The organism is Neptuniibacter sp. QD72_48, from assembly GCF_047778065.1.
Classification (GTDB): Bacteria; Pseudomonadota; Gammaproteobacteria; order Pseudomonadales; family Balneatricaceae; genus Neptuniibacter.
The window spans coordinates 2,032,557-2,052,631 of sequence record NZ_CP180547.1 but is presented as its reverse complement, the minus strand read 5'-3'; the positions used below and the strand labels follow the sequence as shown (position 1 = coordinate 2,052,631).

Annotated in this window: 20 protein-coding genes; 18 read left to right on the top strand and 2 right to left on the bottom strand. The window is 43.5% G+C overall.

Going from position 1 to position 20,075, the window contains the following annotated elements; translation table 11 throughout:
- Positions 1-6 precede the first annotated feature (6 nt).
- From ACMXYX_RS09180 to ACMXYX_RS09145, 8 genes are all read left to right on the top strand, one after another.
- Positions 7-426: an ExbD/TolR family protein gene (locus ACMXYX_RS09180; RefSeq protein WP_415881400.1), complete on the top strand. Its 420-nt coding sequence runs from the start codon at positions 7-9 to the stop codon at positions 424-426.
- Entirely contained in the window at positions 423-1,436 is a 1,014-nt protein-coding gene (lpxK, locus tag ACMXYX_RS09175; protein ID WP_415881399.1) for a tetraacyldisaccharide 4'-kinase, read from the top strand. Before ACMXYX_RS09180 ends, lpxK begins: the two co-directional genes overlap by 4 nt.
- Positions 1,429-1,614, top strand: a complete 186-nt coding sequence (locus ACMXYX_RS09170; RefSeq protein WP_415881398.1) for a Trm112 family protein — start codon at positions 1,429-1,431, stop codon at positions 1,612-1,614. The genes lpxK and ACMXYX_RS09170 overlap by 8 nt, the downstream gene beginning before the upstream one ends.
- Before the next feature lie 3 nt (positions 1,615-1,617).
- Positions 1,618-2,376, top strand: coding sequence for a 3-deoxy-manno-octulosonate cytidylyltransferase (gene kdsB, locus ACMXYX_RS09165; RefSeq protein ID WP_415881397.1), 759 nt, complete (start codon positions 1,618-1,620; stop codon positions 2,374-2,376).
- Between the two features lie 332 nt (positions 2,377-2,708).
- Positions 2,709-3,521, top strand: coding sequence for an alpha/beta fold hydrolase (locus ACMXYX_RS09160; protein ID WP_415881396.1), 813 nt, complete (start codon positions 2,709-2,711; stop codon positions 3,519-3,521).
- Between the two features lie 219 nt (positions 3,522-3,740).
- Positions 3,741-4,220 (top strand): low molecular weight protein-tyrosine-phosphatase, encoded by a 480-nt coding sequence (locus ACMXYX_RS09155; RefSeq protein ID WP_415881395.1) that lies wholly within the window; start codon positions 3,741-3,743, stop codon positions 4,218-4,220.
- Complete coding sequence (murB, locus tag ACMXYX_RS09150) at positions 4,220-5,242, top strand: UDP-N-acetylmuramate dehydrogenase (protein ID WP_415881394.1); 1,023 nt, start codon at positions 4,220-4,222, stop codon at positions 5,240-5,242. Before ACMXYX_RS09155 ends, murB begins: the two co-directional genes overlap by 1 nt.
- A gap of 399 nt (positions 5,243-5,641) precedes the next feature.
- The gene (locus ACMXYX_RS09145) at positions 5,642-7,534 is read left to right on the top strand and encodes a propionyl-CoA synthetase (protein ID WP_415881393.1); all 1,893 of its coding nucleotides are present in this window, start codon (positions 5,642-5,644) and stop codon (positions 7,532-7,534) included.
- 83 nt (positions 7,535-7,617) lie between these two features.
- Here the strand turns inward: ACMXYX_RS09145 and ACMXYX_RS09140 are convergent, their stop codons facing one another.
- Positions 7,618-8,469, bottom strand: coding sequence for an SDR family oxidoreductase (locus ACMXYX_RS09140; RefSeq protein WP_415881392.1), 852 nt, complete (start codon positions 8,467-8,469; stop codon positions 7,618-7,620).
- Positions 8,470-8,706: 237 nt separating this feature from the next.
- Between ACMXYX_RS09140 and pqqA the strand changes: the two genes are divergently transcribed.
- The 10 genes from pqqA to ACMXYX_RS09090 all read left to right on the top strand — a co-directional run bounded on the left by pqqA (position 8,707) and on the right by ACMXYX_RS09090 (position 18,175).
- Positions 8,707-8,778, top strand: a complete 72-nt coding sequence (gene pqqA / locus ACMXYX_RS09135) for a pyrroloquinoline quinone precursor peptide PqqA (protein ID WP_003243383.1) — start codon at positions 8,707-8,709, stop codon at positions 8,776-8,778.
- Between the two features lie 174 nt (positions 8,779-8,952).
- The gene (gene pqqB / locus ACMXYX_RS09130; protein ID WP_415881391.1) at positions 8,953-9,873 is read left to right on the top strand and encodes a pyrroloquinoline quinone biosynthesis protein PqqB; all 921 of its coding nucleotides are present in this window, start codon (positions 8,953-8,955) and stop codon (positions 9,871-9,873) included.
- A gap of 32 nt (positions 9,874-9,905) precedes the next feature.
- Entirely contained in the window at positions 9,906-10,673 is a 768-nt protein-coding gene (gene pqqC / locus ACMXYX_RS09125) for a pyrroloquinoline-quinone synthase PqqC (RefSeq protein WP_415881390.1), read from the top strand.
- Positions 10,666-10,947 (top strand): pyrroloquinoline quinone biosynthesis peptide chaperone PqqD, encoded by a 282-nt coding sequence (gene pqqD / locus ACMXYX_RS09120; protein WP_415881389.1) that lies wholly within the window; start codon positions 10,666-10,668, stop codon positions 10,945-10,947. Before pqqC ends, pqqD begins: the two co-directional genes overlap by 8 nt.
- Positions 10,948-11,154: 207 nt before the next feature.
- On the top strand, positions 11,155-12,333 hold the full coding sequence (pqqE, locus tag ACMXYX_RS09115) for a pyrroloquinoline quinone biosynthesis protein PqqE (RefSeq protein ID WP_415881388.1): 1,179 nt from the start codon (positions 11,155-11,157) through the stop codon (positions 12,331-12,333).
- An 11-nt stretch (positions 12,334-12,344) separates the two neighbouring features.
- Positions 12,345-14,243, top strand: a complete 1,899-nt coding sequence (locus tag ACMXYX_RS09110) for a S9 family peptidase (protein ID WP_415905935.1) — start codon at positions 12,345-12,347, stop codon at positions 14,241-14,243.
- Between the two features lie 122 nt (positions 14,244-14,365).
- Complete coding sequence (locus ACMXYX_RS09105) at positions 14,366-16,780, top strand: TonB-dependent receptor (protein ID WP_415896302.1); 2,415 nt, start codon at positions 14,366-14,368, stop codon at positions 16,778-16,780.
- Positions 16,781-17,016: 236 nt separating this feature from the next.
- Positions 17,017-17,325: a transposase gene (locus ACMXYX_RS09100; RefSeq protein WP_415896301.1), complete on the top strand. Its 309-nt coding sequence runs from the start codon at positions 17,017-17,019 to the stop codon at positions 17,323-17,325.
- A 125-nt stretch (positions 17,326-17,450) separates the two neighbouring features.
- Positions 17,451-17,732, top strand: a complete 282-nt coding sequence (locus ACMXYX_RS09095; protein WP_415896300.1) for an IS3 family transposase — start codon at positions 17,451-17,453, stop codon at positions 17,730-17,732.
- A complete protein-coding gene (locus tag ACMXYX_RS09090; RefSeq protein WP_415898244.1) occupies positions 17,720-18,175 on the top strand; it encodes an IS3 family transposase in 456 nt (151 codons plus the stop codon). The genes ACMXYX_RS09095 and ACMXYX_RS09090 overlap by 13 nt, the downstream gene beginning before the upstream one ends.
- A gap of 509 nt (positions 18,176-18,684) precedes the next feature.
- Here ACMXYX_RS09090 and ACMXYX_RS09085 read toward each other — a convergent pair.
- The gene (locus ACMXYX_RS09085) at positions 18,685-19,752 is read right to left on the bottom strand and encodes a porin (RefSeq protein ID WP_415894276.1); all 1,068 of its coding nucleotides are present in this window, start codon (positions 19,750-19,752) and stop codon (positions 18,685-18,687) included.
- Positions 19,753-20,075: the final 323 nt, after the last annotated feature.

The window sequence follows — 20,075 nt, the reverse complement described above, 5'->3', positions numbered from 1 at the left end:
AAGCGCATGAAATTCCCCCGCCAACGGGTTGAAGAGGTTAATGTCAATTTAACACCATTAATTGATGTGGTGTTTTTGCTATTAATCTTTTTTATGGTTTCGACTACCTTCACTAAAGAAACACACCTTGACGTTGATCTACCAGAGGCTTCTGGCGAATCAGTCGTCAAAGAGATCGAAGTTCTAGAGATTTTGATTACTGATGAAGGACATTACAGCGTAAATGGTAAGGCTCTAGTGAACACGCAGGCGAAGACGCTTCGACGTGCTTTACAGGAGTTAGCGGGTAATGATCGCGAAATGCCATTAGTGATTACTGCTGACGCTAAAACACCGCATCAAGCTGTTGTCACTGCGATGAATGTTTCGGGACAGCTAGGGTTTAGCAAATTGAGTATCACTACTCAGGAGCCTGATGCTCAATGATTCGGTTGGAAGGGCGCTGGTACTCTGAAAAGCCTGCTCCTTGTGTTTTAAAGCCTTTTAGTGCTCTATATAGATTTCTAGCTAAGAGAAAAAAGGACGCTGATTTGCAGCAGGCATGGGTAGCGCCTGTACCAGTTATTATCGTTGGTAACATCAGTGTAGGCGGAACCGGTAAGACACCCCTAACGATAAGTTTGGTCGAGAGATTAAAGCTAGAAGGTTATAAGCCTGGCATCATAAGTCGCGGTTATAAGTCTAAGGCGACACAATTCCCTTTTGACGTCACTACAGCAGATTCTCCCGAGTTAGCTGGTGATGAGCCTTTTATGTTGGCTCAGCGTTGCCAGTGCCCCGTTATCATCGATCCTAATCGACCTTCAGCAGCGCGGTATCTTCTAGATAATTACGAATGTGATCTCATTATTAGTGATGATGGTTTACAGCATTATCGATTAGATCGAGACATTGAGATTGTTGTTATTGATGGCGAGCGTGGTTTAGGGAATAGGGTATTAATGCCTGCTGGTCCATTAAGAGAGGAGCCAGACCGGCTTCGTAGTGTTGATCTTATTGTCAGTAATGGGTGCTTGCAGAGTAAGATTGCGGAAGCTGCAACTGTAGAAGAGATGTTCCTTCAGCCTACAGCGTTAAAAAACTGCTTAACGGATGAAGAGTTGTCATTGGATGCATTAAGCGGCAAACAAGTTCATGCTGTTGCAGGGATTGGTAATCCTCAGCGTTTTTTTAATACCCTTGAGCAAGAACTCAAAGTAACCGTTATTCCTCATGCTAAGCCCGATCATTCGTTTTATACTGTTGAGGATTTTCAGTTTAGTGATGACTACCCAGTGATCATGACAGAGAAAGATGCGGTAAAAGTTACTGAGTTTGCTCAGTCGCATTGTTGGTATTTACTAATTAAAGCGCAGTTGGCAGAGAGATTTTATGCGCAACTGCTAGATAAATTAAAGATTGCTATAGCTAATAAAGGTAAAACACAAAATGGATAAGAAGTTGTTGGATATTCTGGTATGCCCAGTAGCCAAAACGCCTTTGGAATACAATGAAAGCACTAATGAGCTTTTCTCTAAAGCGAGTGGGTTAGCTTATCCAATTCGTGACGATATCCCTGTGTTGCTTGAAACTGAAGCGCGTGAGCTAACCGCAGAAGAGCGCGAGCAGGATTAAGTTATGGGCTTTTCTGTCATTATACCGGCCCGCTATGCCTCGACTCGCTTTCCGGGGAAGCCGTTAGCTGATCTTAACGGTAAGCCAATGGTACAGCATGTTTACGAGCGTGCCTGCGAAAGTGAAGCGGATCGTGTTCTTATTGCCACAGACGACCAGCGAATCGCTGATGTGGCACAGTCATTTGGCGCTGAAGTGTGTATGACTTCATCTGACCATCCTTCTGGTACTGATCGCTTGCAACAGGTTGTTAGTGACTTAGGTTATTACGCTGATGATATTGTCGTAAATGTACAAGGTGATGAGCCGTTAGTGCCTGCTCGAATCATTAATCAGGTTGCGCATAACCTTCGTGCTGAACCTGAAGCTAGTATTGCTACGCTTAGCGAGCCAATCACAGATATCGAAAGTTTGCTCAATCCGAATGTTGTTAAAGTGGTTAGTGATGTTCGGGGTATGGCGCTTTATTTTAGTCGTGCGCCAATTCCATGGCCTCGCAATAGTTTTGCGGAAGATACGAACCGGAATGTTATGCCAGAAGGTTTTGCATGGCAGCGACATATTGGCATTTATGCATACCGTGTCAAACTGCTAAACGATTTTGTTAAGTGGCCTCCAGCGCCGATAGAAGAGACAGAGTGTCTTGAGCAACTTCGTGCAATGTGGAATGGTGCTCGAATTCATGTGGCGGAAGCTGATGAGCAGCCGCCAGCGGGCGTAGATACGCCAGAAGATCTAGAACGACTTCGTCGTTTATTTTAAGTTTTTTATCAAACGTTACAGCCAAGTATGGAGTGAAGCATCTTCGTACTTGGTTGTTCTATCTCCATATAAATCTTCCGACCTTTTGAATCGTATTGTTCGCTTTCTCAGCGTTAACGCTTCTATATATTTCCTGCAACTTTACAGCTCTTTTATCATTCTTCTAAATCCAAACTCTCAAGTGATTCTTTATAGATCGAATTCATAAATACCCGTATTATGAACGGCATTAATGTAAGTGATAATCATTAGCATCTGCTGATTTAGGATTCACCAATGTTGCTATTGCAGACACTAAAGTGAAAGGTTTTTTCATGCTTTAGGAGAGTCACATGTATAAGAAGTTAGTCATGGCATCGATTGCCTGTTTATCAGTAGCCGGATGTTCAATGGGTAAGGTTTCTGAAGAACCTAAGCCGACGTTGGTGTTTGTGCATGGCGCGCATCTCACAGGAGAGTCTTGGGCAAAAGTAATTGAGCCGCTTAAAAGCGAGGGTTATAGAACATTAGCCGTAGATCTACCTGGGCGAAATGACAGTCAAGATCCGAGAGAGGTCACTTTATCAGTGTCGTCAAAGGCTTTGTGTCAGGCTATGAGAGAGGTGAAAGGCTCAGTTTCTTTAGTTGCTCATAGCCAAGGAGGTGCGGTTGTGAATCATGCGTTATCTCTCTGTGGTGCAAATCAAATTCAATCGATTGCCTATATAGCCGCAGTAGCGCCATTAAAAGGGGCAAAACCTTTTGGATTGTTGAGCAAAGAAGACGATGAGAATTACTTTAGCGCTGTAGAGTACGATAAAAAGTCGGGCTGGCTGAAGATAAAAGATCCTAAAGCTTTTGCTGGGGTATTTACGTTTTCTAGCTCTGATTCAGTCAAGAAAGAAGTGTTAGCTTTGTCGGTTGATGAGCCTGCAGCTATCGCGGATGGTAAAGTTGAATATACTGATAAAGCTTTTTCAAAATTGAAAAAGTTATATGTTTATACTGAGCATGACAAAATTATATCTCATTCTTCTCAGCAAAAAATCGGCGCTAGTATCAAACCTGATGCTGAGGTGGTCATGGAAACGGGGCATCTGCCTATGCTAACTAAGCCTGAGAGTTTGGCAAAAGTTATAGATGAGTTCGTTTCCAGTCATCGGTAGTTTTTATTAAACTCATCTGCTGCGCAGGTATCTCCAGCCTGCGCGGCTTTCATTCGTTGTTTTTGTGTCGTTGCCTGTGCAATAGGCTAGCTTGCTAGTTGTAATTCCTCTTTCTTTGGATCCCTCTGTTACTTCTTTGCTTTAACTATTTTCGAATAATGGGATAATTGCTAAAAATTAAGCCCTTAAATAATGAGTTGGTGGGAGTTAGTTAGGCCGATGGATAAAAAAGTCTCCGTTTTGTTTGTGTGTTTGGGGAATATTTGTCGCTCACCCACAGCGCATGGCGTTTTTCAGGCAAAAGTTTTAGAGCAAGGTTTGGCTGGTGATATTGAGATCGATTCGGCAGGTACAGCGGCTTATCACGTGGGTAATCCACCTGATTCTCGCTCTGCAAAAGCAGCTAAACGACGCGGCTATGACTTGAGCGCTTTAAGAGCTCGTCAGGCGGTTACCGCTGATTTTGAGCAGTTTGATTACATTCTTGCTATGGACACTCAAAACTTGTGTGATCTGCAAGCTATATCTCCTGCTAACTATCAAGGAAAACTGTGCTTGTTTTTGGATTATGCAGGCATGAGCTCCGCTGATGTTCCAGATCCTTACTATGATGGTGAAGCTGGTTTCGAGCATGTTCTGGATCTTGTGGAATCAGCATCAGACGGTCTTCTACAGCATATAAAGAAGGGATTAAGTTGATGGCTTGGCAGAAAGAGGTTGACCTTACGGCGCATAATAGTTTTGGCTTCAAAGCTATTGCTGAGCATTACACGCAAGTTCAAACCGTTGAAGAATTAGAATCTGCGTTAGATGACGTTGAGGCTAATAACTGGCCTCTATTGGTTTTAGGTGGTGGCAGTAATCTAGTGTTACGTGATCGAATTCCTGGTGCAGTTATCTCTGTTGGCATAACAGGAGTGAAGGTGCTGGCTGATGATGGTGATCAAGCAATAGTCGAAGTCGGTGCTGGTGAAAACTGGCATTCATTTATTGGTCGTCTATTAGAGATGGGACTGCATGGCCTAGAAAACTTAGCGCTCATACCAGGTTCAGTTGGTGCGGCACCTGTACAAAATATTGGTGCTTACGGGGTTGAGTTAAAAGACTGCTTCCACAGTCTGACGGCTTATGATCGCAAGAATAAAGAGTTGGTTCAGATTAATCGTGAAGAATGTCAGTTTGGATATAGGGACAGTATCTTTAAATCCGCAGAACATGGTCGCTATATTATCTGGAGTGTTAGGTTTTCTTTAACCAGTACTTTTACTCCGCAACTAGCGTACCGTGGTTTAGCTGATGTTCTTGGTGCCAAGGGTGTTGATCAGCCAACAGCCTTAGATGTGTACACTGCCGTTTGCGATATTCGCAGCTCTAAGCTTCCAGTACCTTCGGTGATAGGTAATGCCGGTAGTTTCTTTGAAAATCCTGTGATCAGTAATGCGCAATTCGATACATTAAAGGCTAAGTTCTCAAATATTGTTGGATACCCTGAGGGAACTGAGCATCATAAAGTTGCTGCAGGCTGGCTGATTGATCAGTTGGGCTGGAAGGGGCATAAAGGCGATGGCGTTGGTGTATACGATAAACAAGCCCTAGTGTTGGTCAACCTAGGGGAGGGTGATGCAGATCGCTTGTTAAGCTTAGCGTCGGATATAAAAGCTTCAGTAAAGAAGCAGTATGGTATAGATCTGCATATAGAGCCTCGAATATATCCTCGTTAGTTTGAGTATTCTTGAATGTCTAAAAAGGCGACCCATTGGGTCGCCTTTTTATTTGCATGTCTTTAGGTTTAGGTTGCAGATATGTATGGGGTCATTATTCTTTAGTTTTAGTGCCAAACAATAAGATTGTCGACAATCCAGCTTGTTTGCCGCATGTTTACTGATTTCTTTAAGTTTTTATTGATCTGGATTGTGCTTATAAATAGGCGTATCAGCCTTTTGTATTAGATTAAACAGAGATATTCTCAGTTAAAGTGTGTCTACACATTCGAGAAAGTGTCTACAATAAATAGTGTTTCGACAAATAATTCCTCGTAGAAGGAAGCTAATAACAAGAAACCATAAAAATCGCTTTCAGTGTCTACAATTCGTTAACTTATGGGAAAGAGGCCAGAGTGCATGACTTATAGAGCAGAATATTCTAAGTCTATTGAGGCGCCAGAAGAGTTTTGGAAAGAAAAGGCGCAAGATCTGAAATGGTTTAAAGCACCTGAAAAGATTCTATCGAAAGATGAGAACGGTATTGATCGTTGGTTTGCTGATGGCGAGATGAATACTGCCTATCTTGCATTGGATTACCATGTGGAAAATGGTCGTGCTGATACTACAGCGATCATCTACGATTCCCCGGTTACAGGTCAGAAACGCAAGATTAGTTACCTGGAGCTAAGAGATGAGGTGGCTAAATTTGCAGGTGTGCTTAAATCTCAAGGCGTTGAAAAGGGTGATCGTGTAGTTATTTACATGCCGATGATCCCTGAAGCGGTTGTTGCAATGCTTGCAGTGGCACGTTTAGGTGCAATTCATTCTGTTGTATTTGGTGGTTTCGCACCTCAAGAGCTGGCTGTTCGTATCGACGATGCAGAGCCTAAAGTGATTGTTTCTGCTTCTTGCGGTATTGAGATCGCTAAAGTAATCGAATATAAGCCAATGCTTGATCAGGCTATTGAAAAATCAGCTCACAAGCCTGATGCATGTGTCATTCTTCAGCGTCCGCAGGTTGAGGCTTCTCTTGTAGAGGGGCGTGATCTTGATTGGAATGAAGCAATGGCGTCTGCTGAGCCTGCTGAATGCGTACCAGTAAAAGGTACTGATCCGCTTTATATTCTTTATACCTCGGGTACTACGGGTAAGCCTAAAGGTGTTGTTCGTGATAATGGCGGTCATGCCGTTGCCATGAAGTATTCGATGAAAGCTATCTACAATGTAGAAGCTGGAGATGTATTCTGGGCTGCTTCAGATGTTGGTTGGGTAGTAGGTCACTCTTATATTGTTTATGGACCTCTACTAGCTGGTTGCTCAACGATTGTTTACGAAGGTAAGCCTGTGCGCACACCGGATGCTGGTGCGTTCTGGCGAGTATGCGAAGAGTACAAAGCTAAAGTGCTTTTCTCTGCTCCAACAGCATTCCGTGCGATTAAGAAAGAAGATCCAGAAGGTGAACTGGTTAAAAACTACGACCTTTCAAATCTTCAGTCAGTATTTATGGCGGGTGAGCGTCTTGATCCGCCGACTTATCACTGGACTATGGAAACGACAGGAAAGCCAGTTATCGACCATTGGTGGCAGACTGAAACAGGTTGGGCTATCTGTGGCAATATGACAGGTATTGAAACGCTGCCGCCAAAAGCGGGCTCTGCAACAGTGCCAATCTCTGGCTTTAATGTGCAAATTCTAGATGCGGAAGGTAATGAGCTTCCAGCGGGTGAGCAGGGCTCTATTGCTGTTAAGCTTCCATTGCCACCAAGCTGCTTCCCAACTGTTTGGGGTGATTTTGAGCGTTATCGTTCAAGCTATCTATCTGATTACCCGGGTTACTACTGTTCTGGGGATGGCGGCTACAAAGATGAAGATGGTTATGTTTTCATCATGGGTCGTACAGATGACGTAATTAACGTTGCAGGTCATCGTCTGTCTACCGGTGAAATGGAAGAGATTGTGGCGGGCCACCAGGCTGTAGCGGAATGCGCTGTCATTGGTGTAAACGATCCACTAAAAGGTCAGCAGCCAATTGGCTTTGTGTTGCTTAAAAACGGCGTAGAAATTGACGAAGCGGATCTCGAAGCAGAGTTGGTTGCGCTGGTACGTAAAGAGATTGGCGCTGTGGCTTGCTTTAAGCGTGCAGTAGTCGTTGATCGTTTACCAAAAACCCGCTCTGGTAAGATTTTACGTAAATTGATGCGTCAGATTTCAGCTGGTGAAGATTATGCTGTTCCATCGACAATCGATGATCCAACAAGTTTGTCTGTCATGGAAGAAGTAATGGAAAGAAATGGTTTGGTTGGTATCTAAGTTCAATTAGATAACAGTAGCCACTAAAAAAGCCGTCTGATATTCAGACGGCTTTTTTGTTGTTTGAGCTAGGGCTTCTAGGATCATTGCTTGGTTTCTGACTTAGAAACTTTGTTCAGAATCCAGTCTAGAACGCAGGTTGGCAGCAAGCGTTTAAGAATACCAAAGAGCCATGTGGGTGTAGTTACATAATAGCGAGGTCGAGGCTTTAAGCTGGTCAATGCGTGATAGAGCGCTTTGTATACGGCTTCAGGCCCGAGAGTGAAAGGGTCCTTGCTGTAATCGTTATTGGTTTTTGCAAGTCGAGCTTCCACTGCATTATAGGTGTCTCTATGGAAGCTATTTTCTCTGTCGATATTTTTCTTAAAAGCAGAGAATGCATTAGCACGGAATTGGCTTTCAATTGGGCCAGGCTCAATCAAACTGATATGAATGTTGCTACCATCTAATTCCTGTCTAAGCGTGTCGGTCAGGCCTTCTAATGCAAATTTGGAGGCGTTGTATGCGCCTCGATATTGCATTGTGATGATGCCAAGCACTGAGCTATTTTGAATTATGCGTCCGTGGTTTTGCTTGCGCATGATTTTGAGTACTTTGCAGGTTAGCTCGTGTGTACCAAATAAGTTGGTCTCGAATTGCTTGCGTAAAGTATCTCTGCTCAAGTCTTCAACTGCGCCTGGCTGGCCATAAGCTCCGTTATTGAAAAGGGCATCTAGTTTGCCATCTGTTTGGCTTAGAACCCATTCAAGCGCTTCGTCTATAGAATTGCTGTCGTTTAGGTCTAGTTGAGCGCTTCTTAAGCCTTTTGCGGTTAAGCGTTCAACATCTTCTTGTTTGCGGGCTGTTGCGAAGACTTTGAAACCAGCATCGTGTAGCTCTTTAGCGCAGTAGTATCCAATACCAGATGAGCAGCCAGTAATGAGTATGGAATGCATAGATGACTCTTAGGAAGTAGGTAAATAGATTTTTAATCCTAACTTGTTTTTGGGCTTAGCTTTATGATTTTTAATGGTTTTTTATATTAATGGTGAATTTTGCCTGAAAAATACATTTTATCAGCTAACCTAAATAAGGTCGGAATTAATTCCAAAGTACCATACATGTCAAAGCGTGACCTACCTATTATCTGACTGTACATACCTTTCAATAACAAAAAACAGAGGAAAAGCATTATGTGGACTAAGCCTGCTTACACTGATTTGCGTATCGGTTTTGAAGTTACTATGTACTTCGCAAACCGTTAATAGCAAAGCTGTTACGTATTTTTAAATTACCCCGGCTATATGTCGGGGTAATTTATCTTGGAAGGACCCAAATCCCGTTCGAGGATTTTTCAAAGCAACTTTTCTTATGCGATCCTGCCTTTTTCCTGATATTTTACAGCAGGATGTCGACGGTTATTAAGTAGAAGAATAACAATGAAAGTACAAGTATTAGGCTCTGCCGCTGGTGGCGGTTTCCCACAGTGGAACTGTAACTGTAAAAACTGCGCGGGTGTTCGTGCAGGAACTATTAATGCAAAACCACGCACTCAATCTTCAATTACTGTAAGTGCGGATGGTGAAAACTGGATTCTTTTCAATACATCTCCTGATATTCGTGAGCAGTTGGCTAATTTTGGTCCTATGCAGCCAAATCGCTCAATTCGTGATACCGGTATCTCTGCAATCGTATATATGGATAGCCAAATCGATCACACAACAGGTTTGTTGATGTTGCGTGAGGGGTGTCCTCATAATATCTGGTGTACAGAGATGGTTGAACAGGATCTGACAACAGGTTTTCCTGTTTTTAACATGCTTAAGCATTGGAATGGTGGTAATAATATCAACCGTATTCCGATTGGCGAAAATGACAATACTTTTGTTATTCCTCAAGCGCCTGAGCTTAAGTTAACTGCTGTGCCGCTACTGAGTAGTGCGCCTCCATATTCTCCTCATAGAGATGACCCGCACCCTGGTGATAATATCGGTATTCAAATCGAAGACACTCGTACGGGTAAAAAACTGTTCTATGCGCCTGGTCTAGGTCAGATCGAGCCTCATTTACGCGCTTACATGGAGTCTGCAGATGTACTGTTAGTTGACGGTACTATTTGGCAGGAAGATGAGCTTATCGTTACTGGTGTAGGTGATAAGTTAGGTGTTGCAATGGGTCATCTGCCTCAGTCTGGTGAGGGTGGCATGATTGAGTATCTAGATACGCTGGATAACCCGCGTAAGGTTCTCATCCACATCAATAATACCAACCCGATTTTAGATGAAGATTCTCCTGAGCGTGCAGAAGTTGAATCTCATGGTATCGAAATTTCTTATGACGGAATGTCGATCGAGCTTTAATTTCGGGAAGTGTGTAGAGGTTAATATAAAAAATGAGTAGTGCAGAAGATAAACAGCCTTTAACGCGTGATGAATTTGAAAAGGCTCTAAGAGCTAAAGGTGATTTTTACCATACGCAGCATCCATACCATATAGCTATGTATGAAGGTAAGTCCACGCCTGAACAAATTCGTGGTTGGGTGGCTAACCGTTTTTACTACCAGATTAGCATTCCAGTAAAAGATGCTGCAATCATGGCAAACTGCCCAGATCGTGAGGTTCGCCGTCATTGGGTTCAGCGTGTACTTGATCATGATGGTTTTGAAGGTGCTGAAGGCGGTATTGAGGCTTGGTTGCGTTTAGGTGAAGCTGTAGGTATGACTCGTGAAGAGATCTTATCTGGTGAGCATGTCTTGCCGGGTGTTCGCTTTGCGGTAGATGCATATATCAACTTTGCACGTCGTGCGACATGGCAAGAAGCAGCAAGCTCCTCATTAACTGAGATGTTTGCGCCAACGATTCATCAGAATCGTTTGGACACGTGGCCAGGTCATTACCCATGGATTAAAGAAGATGGCTATCAGTATTTCCGTAACCGTCTTACGGAAGCGCGCCGTGATGTAGTTCATGGTCTTGATATTACGCTTGATCATTATAAAACACGTGAGCAGCAGGATCGTATGCTAGAGATCTTGCAGTTCAAACTTGATGTTCTTTGGACCATGCTAGATGCCATGACTATGGCTTATGAGTATGAGCGCGCACCTTATCACACTGTGACCGATCAGAAGGTTTATCACCGAGGGTTGTTTAATGACTGATTCGGTGACTTTTGTGGCATCGGATGTTCCTGTGCTGAACAATATGTTTCGCTTTCAGTGGGAGAAGGCTCAGGATTGTTATGTCCTGCTTTATCCTGAAGGTATGATTCAATTAAATGGTCCTGCTGGCGAAATAATGGCGCTGGTTGATGGTGAGCGAGACGCTGCGAAAATTATTGCAGAATTAGAAGCTAAATTTTCTGATGCTGGAGATCTTTCTGGCGATGTTCTTGAGTTCCTAGCTGAAGCGAAAAAGCAAGGCTGGTTAGCTTAAATCTTAACCTGTCCCTTGCCATGCAGGGGGCGGGATCCTTCCTAGAATTATTCCTATATATCTTTTACTTACCTGTTATAGGTCATCTTTTTTGTGCGTTTATTTGGTGCTTTGGTAGTAGTTCATTGCTACCATTTAAGTCTGCACAAACTAGCTGTCGAGAGTAATGATAGCTATAGTTGATAATAATAATTTGTGAAAGATTTTATGACTTCTTCCTCTTGTAACGGCTCTCCCTCACGTCCAAATATTGGTCATCCTGTAGAAAAGACTCACGGTCGCCCTTTGTGGTTGTTGGCAGAGCTTACTTATAAATGTCCGCTGCAGTGCCCATATTGTTCTAATCCTTTGGATTTTGCTGACTTTGGCGGTGAATTAACAACACAGCAATGGCTAGATGTATTTCAGCAAGGAAGGGAGTTAGGGGCTGTTCAGCTAGGTTTTTCAGGTGGTGAGCCTTTGGTGCGTCAGGACCTTATTGAGCTAATAGGCGGTGCGCATGAAATGGGCTATTACACCAATTTGATTACATCAGGTGTTGGTCTTAATGAGCGTAAGATGGCTGAATTCCATAAAGCTGGGTTGGATCATATCCAAGTAAGCTTTCAGGCTAGCGATGAGTCCGTAAATAATATGGTTGCGGGTTCTCAGAAAGCATTCCAACAAAAGCTTAAAATGGCTAGAGAGGTTAAGGCGCAGGGTTATCCTATGGTGCTTAACTTCGTAACCCATCGTCATAATATTGATCGCATCGATAAAATCATCGAGCTGTGTGTGGAGCTTGAGGCTGATTATGTCGAGCTCGCTACTTGTCAGTACTATGGCTGGGCATTTGAGAATGTAGAGCAGTTGCTGCCAACGCAAGCGCAACTGGAGCGAGCTGAGCGAATTACTAATGAGTACCGAGAAAAATTGGCGGCTCAAGGTAATCCGATAAAGCTGATATTTGTGACGCCAGACTATTATGAAGAGCGTCCTAAAGGTTGTATGAATGGTTGGGGGCAGGTTTTCCTAACAGTCACGCCTGATGGTAAGGCGTTGCCATGCCATAGTGCGCGTATGCTGCCACTTGATTTTCCAAATGTTAAAGAGATGAGTCTTCAGCAGATTTGGGATGATAGCCCTGGGTTCAATTATTTCCGTGGCGACGATTGGATGAAAGAGCCGTGTCGGAGTTGCGATGAAAAGGATAAAGATTTTGGTGGTTGTCACTGTCAGGCGTATATGCTCACAGGTGATATGCATAATGCAGATCCCGTCTGTTCTAAATCTGAGCATCACCATAAGATCGTTGAGGCTAGGCAAAACGCTGAGAAAGTCGTAAACAACCCTGATGATTTTGTCTACCGAAATGATCGTAATTCTCGGGTGTTTGCCAAAGGTTAATGTAAGTCACCATGCCGAATTCAAATCCACCTGGTTTTTGGTCTTCATCTCTATCAGAAGCTGATGCTATTAGTGCTGGTGTTGAATATAGTCAGCTACAGCTAAGTCAAAAAGGCGATCTTTATTGGGTTGAGCAGCGACCAAATGAGGGCGGTCGTTGCTGTATCTGTTTTGAATTAGAGTCTCAGTCGGGGGTTCATCGCGAGATAACTCCGCCTCACTATAGTGTGCAAAGCAAGGTCTATGAGTATGGTGGCAGAGGTTGGGCTCTGCTTGATGATTCGTTGGTGTTTGTTAATGCTAGTGACCAACAAATTTACAAGCAGAGGCTTAGCGGGCCTTGTGATGTTGTTCAGATAACTAATCATCCAAATACCCGTTATATTGAGCCTATATGGGATGAAACTCGAGATCGCTTGATTGCCATTCAAGAGCTTCATGCTGAGACTGGAGTTATAAATCGGATCGTTACGATCAGTTTGTCTGATGGTTCGGTAGAAGTTTTAGTAGAAGGTGCAGATTTTTATAGCTACCCTGTGATTAATCCGCAAGGGTCTGTGCTTGCATTTGTTAGCTGGAATCATCCGCATCAGCCGTGGACTTCAACTCAATTTTCTTATCTTGATCTAACGTCTTCAGAGCTCGATGGGCCTATCCCTATTGCGGGTCATAATTCTGAGGAGGCGCTATCTCAGCCTTACTTTTCTCCTGAGGGTGAGTTGTATGTTGTGACTGACCGTTCTGGTTGGTGGAATATCTATAGCTGTGATTTTAATAGCTGTGAGCTTAGTCCAGTTGGAACAGAGTCATGCGATATGATCTCTGCGCCGTGGCAGTCAGGCCTAACTCATTATGCTGAAATCTCGTCAAAAGTCGTTTCGATTCATCATAGGCATGAAGGGGCTGAAGTCATGCTTGATGGTGTCTCTTTAGTGCCTGATTTTAATTACTTTAAATCATTGGTCGCCGTTGGTAGCTGGGTTTGTGTTGTAGCGGCAGCTAAGAATCAACTTGTTTCAGTGGTTAAGGTTAATGCTGTGACTTCTGAAGTTAGAGTTGTTGCTGGTGGCGGTTCACCATTAAATGAATCGGATTGCTCTCTAGCTCGGCCAATGAGCTTTTCAAAAGCGGAGTCTGCTTGTTTCGGTTATTTTTATCCTCCAGCTAATGCTAAATATTCAGTAGATAGTGCTTTGACTCCTCTTGTTGTGTTTCTTCATGGTGGACCAACAGCTGCAACTTATCCTGTTTTGAATATGAAGATCCAGTATTGGACCCAGCGTGGATTTTCGGTATTGGATTTGAACTATCGGGGTAGTAGTAACTATGGTCGAACTTACCGCAATTGCCTTCAGCATCAATGGGGTGTTGTAGAGGTCGAGGATATTCAGTCAGCAATAGATGAATTGGTTGAGCTGGGCCTTGTTGATAAGGGGGCGGTTTTTGTTCGTGGTAACAGCTCGGGTGGTTTTTCTGCACTGAGTGCGGTTTATCAACTTGATTGTTTTGCGGCAGCTGCCAGTTTGTACGGGGTCACGGATCCACTAGTTCTTGACGGTTGTACGCATAAATTTGAATCAAACTATCTTCACTGGCTTATTGGTGATCCGGTCGCTGAGGAGTCGGTGTATCGCGAACGTGCTCCTCTGGATAATGTAGATCGAATTAATTGCCCTGTGATTTTTTTTCAAGGAGAGAAGGATAGGGTTGTGTTGCCTGATCAGACTCGTGCAATGGAAAACGCGTTGAAAAGCCGAGGAATTAAAGTAGAGGCTTATTATTTTCCAGATGAGGCTCATGGATTTCGGGTTGCTGATACTGCTGAAGTAGTACTAAAAAAAGAATTAGAATTTTATCGTTCTGAGATGAATATGCATTCAACGGGTTGTGGTCCCAGCTTTCGGGATTAGGTTGGGTCTTTAGTATTACATCTATATTGCATTGTTATGGGTAGGCAGCATAAAGGTCTTTATGACATTTCTATGAAAAAATAGCGTGGATAAGAAAAATATGTTCACAGGATTCATAGATAATGAGCTTGCAAAAAAAGTATTGGTTGCCATTGTTGGCAGCTGCTGCATGTAGCACTGCTGTTTCTGCAGAAGATGCAACCCAATTAGATGGTGTTACTGTTATTGGTAATACGCCAATCTACGGTGTTGGCATTGAAAAAAATCGTATTGCTGCGGCTGTCCAGTCTGCTAATGCTGATGATCTAGAAAGGTCTCAGTCTCTAAATATTGCAGAGCACCTGCGTTATAACTTTAGCAGTGTTACGATCAACGAAGCGGTAAATAACCCGTTCCAGCCTGATGTTCAATATCGCGGTTTTACAGCATCTCCATTGCTTGGTTTACCTCAAGGTTTGTCTGTTTACGTTAACGGAATCCGTTTTAATGAGCCATTTGGCGATACGGTAAACTGGGATCTACTTCCTGAAGGTGCGATCCAATCTGTAAATCTTTTCGCAGGATCTAACCCAGTATTTGGTCAAAATACTTTGGGTGGTGCGCTATCCATTAAGACCAAAAATGGTTTTGATAATGAAGGCAACCAGATTGAGGCTTCAATTGGCAATGATGGCCGATTGAATGTTGAATTGCAGTCTGGTGGTAATGATGGTGAGTTCGGTTACTTTGTAATCGGTAATTACTACGAAGAAGATGGCTGGCGTGATCATTCTCCTACAGAGGTTCAGCAGGCATTATCTACATTGACTTGGCGTGGTGAGAACGGTAACAACATTGAGCTTACAGCGGCTATCAATAATAACGAGATGATTGGTAACGGTGCTGCGCCAATTGGTTTGCTCGAAGCTCAAGGTCGTGAAAGTATCTTTACTCAACCTGATCAAACAGAAACAAACCTAGCATTGCTGACGTTGAGTGGTGATACGTGGATCGATGATAACACTCAGCTTGCAGGTAATGTTTTCTATCGTCGTAATAAAGTGAAAACTTTGAACGGTGATGACAGTGATTACGCAGCATGTTTGGTTGATGCGGCGAATGAAGTTGTTGCTGGTTATGAAGAAGGCGATGCGCTAGGCGGTAATAAGATTTCCCTTTGTGAGTTTGAGGGTGATGAAGATGCGCCGGCTCTTGCTGACTTTGAGGCTGTAGAGTTCCGTGGTGCGGACGACGATGATTCTCTTACTGATGTAGATGCTGCATTGGCTGCTGAAATTCAGGATGAAGATGAAGTATTCGATGGCACCTTGAATACATCTGAAACTAAGATGGAAAGCTTTGGTCTTGGTTCACAGGTAACTTTCTTAGATGACTTCAATGGTAAAGAGAACCAGCTAACTGTTGGTGCTAGTATCGATTACTCTGAAATTGATTTTCAATCTGATACTCAGTTTGCACGTCTTCGTAACGAAGATGGAGAAGATCGTGGTGTAACAGGTATCGGTGTTTTTGATAATGAGTCTAGCGTGCGTCTTGAGACAGATGTTACTAACTTTGGCTTGTTTGTAACTGATACTCTGGCTCTTAACGAGAAGCTAGATCTAACTATGTCCGCTCGTTATAACTACACAAATATCGATATGGTAGGTATTGGTGAAGAAAACTTGGATTTGACGGGTAATCATTCCTTTAAGCGTCTGAATCCTGCTGTTGGTCTTGCATATCAGGCTAATGATCATATGAGCTACTATGGTAGCTATAGTGAGTCTTCTCGAGCGCCAACGCCTGCAGAGTTGAGCTGTGCGGATCCAGAAGATCCATGTAAGCTGCCTAATGGCTTTGTATCTGATCCACCGCTAGAGCAAGTAGTTGCTAAATCTTTTGAGGTTGGTGTTCGTGGCAATAATTCTGGTTATGGTTGGTCTGCTGGTGCGTTCCACACTACTAACCACGACGATATTATCTTCCAGAATGCGGGCACGCTTGCTTCTGAAGGTTATTTTGCCAATGTTGGCGAGACTCGTCGTATGGGTATTGAGCTTGCAGCGAACAAGCGTTACGACAATGTCGCAGTAGGTGTTTCTTACACTTGGATGGATGCTACTTTCCAGACTCCATTTAATTCTGTAAGTAACAACAATCCATTGGGTGATACTCGTTCTGTAGAGAAGGGTGATGAGATTCCGGGTTTGCCTGAGCATACTTTGAAAATCGTTGCTGATTGGGCTGTAACGCCTAAGTTTGATCTAGGTGCTGAAGTTAACTACCAGAGCAGCCAGTTCTACCGTGGTGATGAGGCGAACGAGAACGAGAAAGTTGATTCATTCACTGTAGTTAATCTTCGTGGTCAGTATAAGTTGACTAACAGTGTTGAGCTGTTTGGTCGAATCGACAACGTATTTGATAAAGATTACGAAACGTTTGGTGTTTATGGTGAGGCTGAAGAAGTGCTAGAAGATCAAGGTATTGAAGATCATCGCTTTGTAGGTCCTGGTAAGCCGCGTTCAGGTGTTATCGGAATTCGTGCTCGATTCTAATGGGTTTGGCTGGATGGGCTTAATGCACGCCTAATTGAAAGCCGTTTATGACTAAAGCGCTGGTAGATTTGCCAGCGCTTTTTTTTATGTGGAAATTAAGTGCGCGTGACGCGTTGTTTGTATGGGTGCTTAAAAATAAATGGGAGAAATAACAAAATTCTGTTGTGTTCATCTGGATATAACACATGGACTGACCCCGTTTTAGTGGACACCTTTTAACACGCTAGAGGTGTCTTATGCATTTCAAAAAACGTACAGCCTACAGTGATGAATTTAAAACACGTGTGGTGCTGGAATCACTTAAAACTGAGCTAACCTTAACTGAGTTTGTGAAGGACCTTCCGATAGCGGTAGGGACATTGCGTGCTTGGAGGCGTCAATATCTGTCAGCTCACGATCCTAAAGCGGTGAATGAATCCGCACCTCGTAAGAGTTACCGTCAATTAGAACAAGAGTTAGAGAAGGTTAAAAAGGAATTGGAGCGCTCTCAACTGGAAGTCGATATTTTAAAAAAGACACGAGAGTACTTCAGCGAAGCAAAGTAGAACGCTTTGCATGTATAGAGAAGTACTCAAGTTGCTTACCCGTGTCGCGGTTATGCAGGCTCTATGATGTTCAGCGCTCGGGTTATTATGCTTGGCTAAATCGTGCTCCATCCCTGCGGGAACAGATGAATCAAAAGATCTTATCGCGTGCTTTAGAGTTGGCGGATCAATGTCGAGGTGTTTATGGCTACCGTAAATTATGGCATGCATTGTTATGTGAGGGCTTTTGTTGTGGGAAAAATCGCCTCTTCCGTTTATTGAAGCGCGTAGGGTATAAGGCGCAACTTGCTGTCAGGAAGGTTCGTTACTGCTTGGAAGGTGGTCTGATGCCTCAGCCTAATCTGCTAAGCAGGGAGTTTAATCCGAGTCAGATTATCGTGTATGGGTCTCGGATATTACCCAAGTAGCTTGTCGCGAAGGCTGGTTATACGTATCGATTGTTATGGATTTACACAATCGGGAAATCGTAGGGTTTGAATGTTCAAGGCAGGTAACTGCGGATATCGTACTGAAATCATTACAAAAAAGTTGGAATAAAGCTAAGCCGGATGTCACTCATAAATTACTGTTTCACTCTGATCAAGGGAGTCAGTATCGCAGTGAGCGGGTAATGAGCTGGTTGACGAAAAGAGGCGTTACAATCAGTATGTCTCGTAAGGGTAACTGCTGGGATAATGCGTGTGCAGAGAGTTTTTTCTCGTTGTTGAAAAAGGAATGTACGCGTAAGTTAGGGTTGATTACCTGTTCTGAAATGGCGAGAGAAATAGGTCTGTATATCTCTCGCTTTTATAATACGATCAGAAGCCACAGCGCACTAGGGTATGAATCCCCAGTTAGCTTCCGATCTTAAGCAACTGTCCACTTTATCGGGGGCGCTCCACCTCTAGCCTCTAGCCTCTAGCCTCTGCTTTTGGGAGTCTTGTATAAATAGGCGTCACTTATGGTCTGCGCCTAAAGTATTAGATGATTTCATTCTGTTGCAGAGCAGCAAATTTAAGGAGGTTAAAGGATAATGATTTTATTCAAGAGCAGCTTATGTTCTTACATCCACTCTCTGGCTTTGAGTTTCTATCTAAGAGCTCTAACCGTCGTACTTCGCCTGCTTAGTTAGCAGGCTTTTTTTTGTCTGAAGTAAATTTCTATAATCTGCTGAATTGCGAATTGCGAATTGCGAATTGCGAATTGCGAATTGCGAATTGCGAATTGCGAATTGCGAATTGCGAATTGCGAATTGCGAATTGCGAATTGCTTTAGTGGGGGGCGAAGAAGTGATGGGGTCTAAATAAAAGAAGGCCGCGGCTCTGGAGAAGGGGGGGACAGAGCGGCGGCCAATATCTAGCTAATTACTTTAAGTAGTAATTACCAGCTTAGTGCAGCACCGATAGCGAATTGATCAGTGTCTTCACCAAGTGTTTCGGAGTCTGCATTGTCGTATTCAGCAATCAGTTTTAGGCTGCTGTTTACGTTGTACATGTATGCAATAGACTGCATTTCGTCTTCGCCGCCAGCTGCAGTGTCAGTTTCACCGTGAGAAAGGATGAAACGGTGGTCGCCGTGCTGGTAAGCAGCTTGAACTAGGTAGCCATCAGTGTCTGTTTCGTCAGCTAGTAGGTCAGATGCGAATACAGTAGAGATGCCTTCTTGATCGAAGCCAGAAGCTGTGAACTGGAAGCCACCCATAGCGATGCGAGCACCGTAAGCAATACCGTGTGCGTCTACGTCGTTAGCGTCGTTTTCGCCGATAGCACCGCCGATCCAAGCGTTGAATTTGCCGCCGTCGAAGTCAGTCGCGTAAGTGATTTCAGTCTCGAAGCGAGCGCTGTTATCAGTGTTAGCGTCAATTGACTCGCCGCTTTCAGGGTCTAGAACACCAACAGCAATCTGGAAGCCGTTGTTTACAGGAGAACGGTAAGTTACCTGTGCACGTGGACCAGCATATGGGTAACCGATAGAAATGTTACCTAGAGTAACTTCGTCTAGTACAGGTGTTGGAAGACCAGTGCCTAGTAGTAGTTCATCAGAGAAGATGTTGGAGCGACCGTATAGGCCGAAATCTTTACCGAAAAGAACCTGACCGAAATCGCCGTCTACAGTAGCGTAGAATTGACGAACGTCAATTGCAGTGTCAGTGTTTTCAGTGTTGCCGTCGTTGATCGTAACCCAGAAAGAAGAGCGACCGCCAACTTTTAGATCATCAATCTGCTTAGAAACGTTGAAGCCGATGTAGTTAGGAAGGAAGCCCATACGTACACGTGCTTGGTCTTCGTCGTTCGCATCGTTATCAGTGTGAACGTAGAAAGCGTTGAAGTGACCATCAGCAGAGAAAGTTGTGCCATCCTGGTTATACAGTTCAATTGCAGCGCTTGCGTGTGCGCTCATGCCCATTGCAACTGCTACAGCTAACAGCTTGGCTTTGTTATTTTTCATGTCGCCCCCAATTAAGGAATTTAGTTTGTTTAACGATGGAGGAGATTATCGACAAGTGTTAGGAATGCTTACATGGCTCTATAGTTCCTTTTAGATAGAACCATGGTTTGTGTGGGTTTTGGGGCTAAAGTATTGAATTCTATGGATGTACAGGTCTTACATCATAGGTGCTTGGTAGGTATTATGTACTTAAGTGCATAAAAATTGTGCAGTGCAAAATATCGATCAATGATAATGATATCCATTATATGTTTCATTAATGTGTATGTCACTTTGGTCTAGATATTTGTTCATGTAAACTTGCTTGCTTATATCTGCTAAAG

Bases quoted from the DNA above. Each gene is read 5' to 3' on its own strand.
- ACMXYX_RS09110 (WP_415905935.1), top strand. From the start codon at position 12,345: ATGCCGAATTCAAATCCACCTGGTTTTTGGTCTTCATCTCTATCAGAA.
- ACMXYX_RS09145 (WP_415881393.1), top strand. From the start codon at position 5,642: ATGACTTATAGAGCAGAATATTCTAAGTCTATTGAGGCGCCAGAAGAG.
- kdsB (WP_415881397.1), top strand. From the start codon at position 1,618: ATGGGCTTTTCTGTCATTATACCGGCCCGCTATGCCTCGACTCGCTTT.
- pqqD (WP_415881389.1), top strand. From the start codon at position 10,666: ATGACTGATTCGGTGACTTTTGTGGCATCGGATGTTCCTGTGCTGAAC.
- pqqC (WP_415881390.1), top strand. From the start codon at position 9,906: ATGAGTAGTGCAGAAGATAAACAGCCTTTAACGCGTGATGAATTTGAA.
- ACMXYX_RS09140 (WP_415881392.1), bottom strand. From the start codon at position 8,469: ATGCATTCCATACTCATTACTGGCTGCTCATCTGGTATTGGATACTAC.
- ACMXYX_RS09170 (WP_415881398.1), top strand. From the start codon at position 1,429: ATGGATAAGAAGTTGTTGGATATTCTGGTATGCCCAGTAGCCAAAACG.
- murB (WP_415881394.1), top strand. From the start codon at position 4,220: ATGGCTTGGCAGAAAGAGGTTGACCTTACGGCGCATAATAGTTTTGGC.
- lpxK (WP_415881399.1), top strand. From the start codon at position 423: ATGATTCGGTTGGAAGGGCGCTGGTACTCTGAAAAGCCTGCTCCTTGT.
- pqqB (WP_415881391.1), top strand. From the start codon at position 8,953: ATGAAAGTACAAGTATTAGGCTCTGCCGCTGGTGGCGGTTTCCCACAG.
- ACMXYX_RS09160 (WP_415881396.1), top strand. From the start codon at position 2,709: ATGTATAAGAAGTTAGTCATGGCATCGATTGCCTGTTTATCAGTAGCC.
- ACMXYX_RS09095 (WP_415896300.1), top strand. From the start codon at position 17,451: ATGAATCAAAAGATCTTATCGCGTGCTTTAGAGTTGGCGGATCAATGT.
- pqqE (WP_415881388.1), top strand. From the start codon at position 11,155: ATGACTTCTTCCTCTTGTAACGGCTCTCCCTCACGTCCAAATATTGGT.
- ACMXYX_RS09100 (WP_415896301.1), top strand. From the start codon at position 17,017: ATGCATTTCAAAAAACGTACAGCCTACAGTGATGAATTTAAAACACGT.
- ACMXYX_RS09180 (WP_415881400.1), top strand. From the start codon at position 7: ATGAAATTCCCCCGCCAACGGGTTGAAGAGGTTAATGTCAATTTAACA.
- ACMXYX_RS09155 (WP_415881395.1), top strand. From the start codon at position 3,741: ATGGATAAAAAAGTCTCCGTTTTGTTTGTGTGTTTGGGGAATATTTGT.
- ACMXYX_RS09105 (WP_415896302.1), top strand. From the start codon at position 14,366: ATGAGCTTGCAAAAAAAGTATTGGTTGCCATTGTTGGCAGCTGCTGCA.
- ACMXYX_RS09085 (WP_415894276.1), bottom strand. From the start codon at position 19,752: ATGAAAAATAACAAAGCCAAGCTGTTAGCTGTAGCAGTTGCAATGGGC.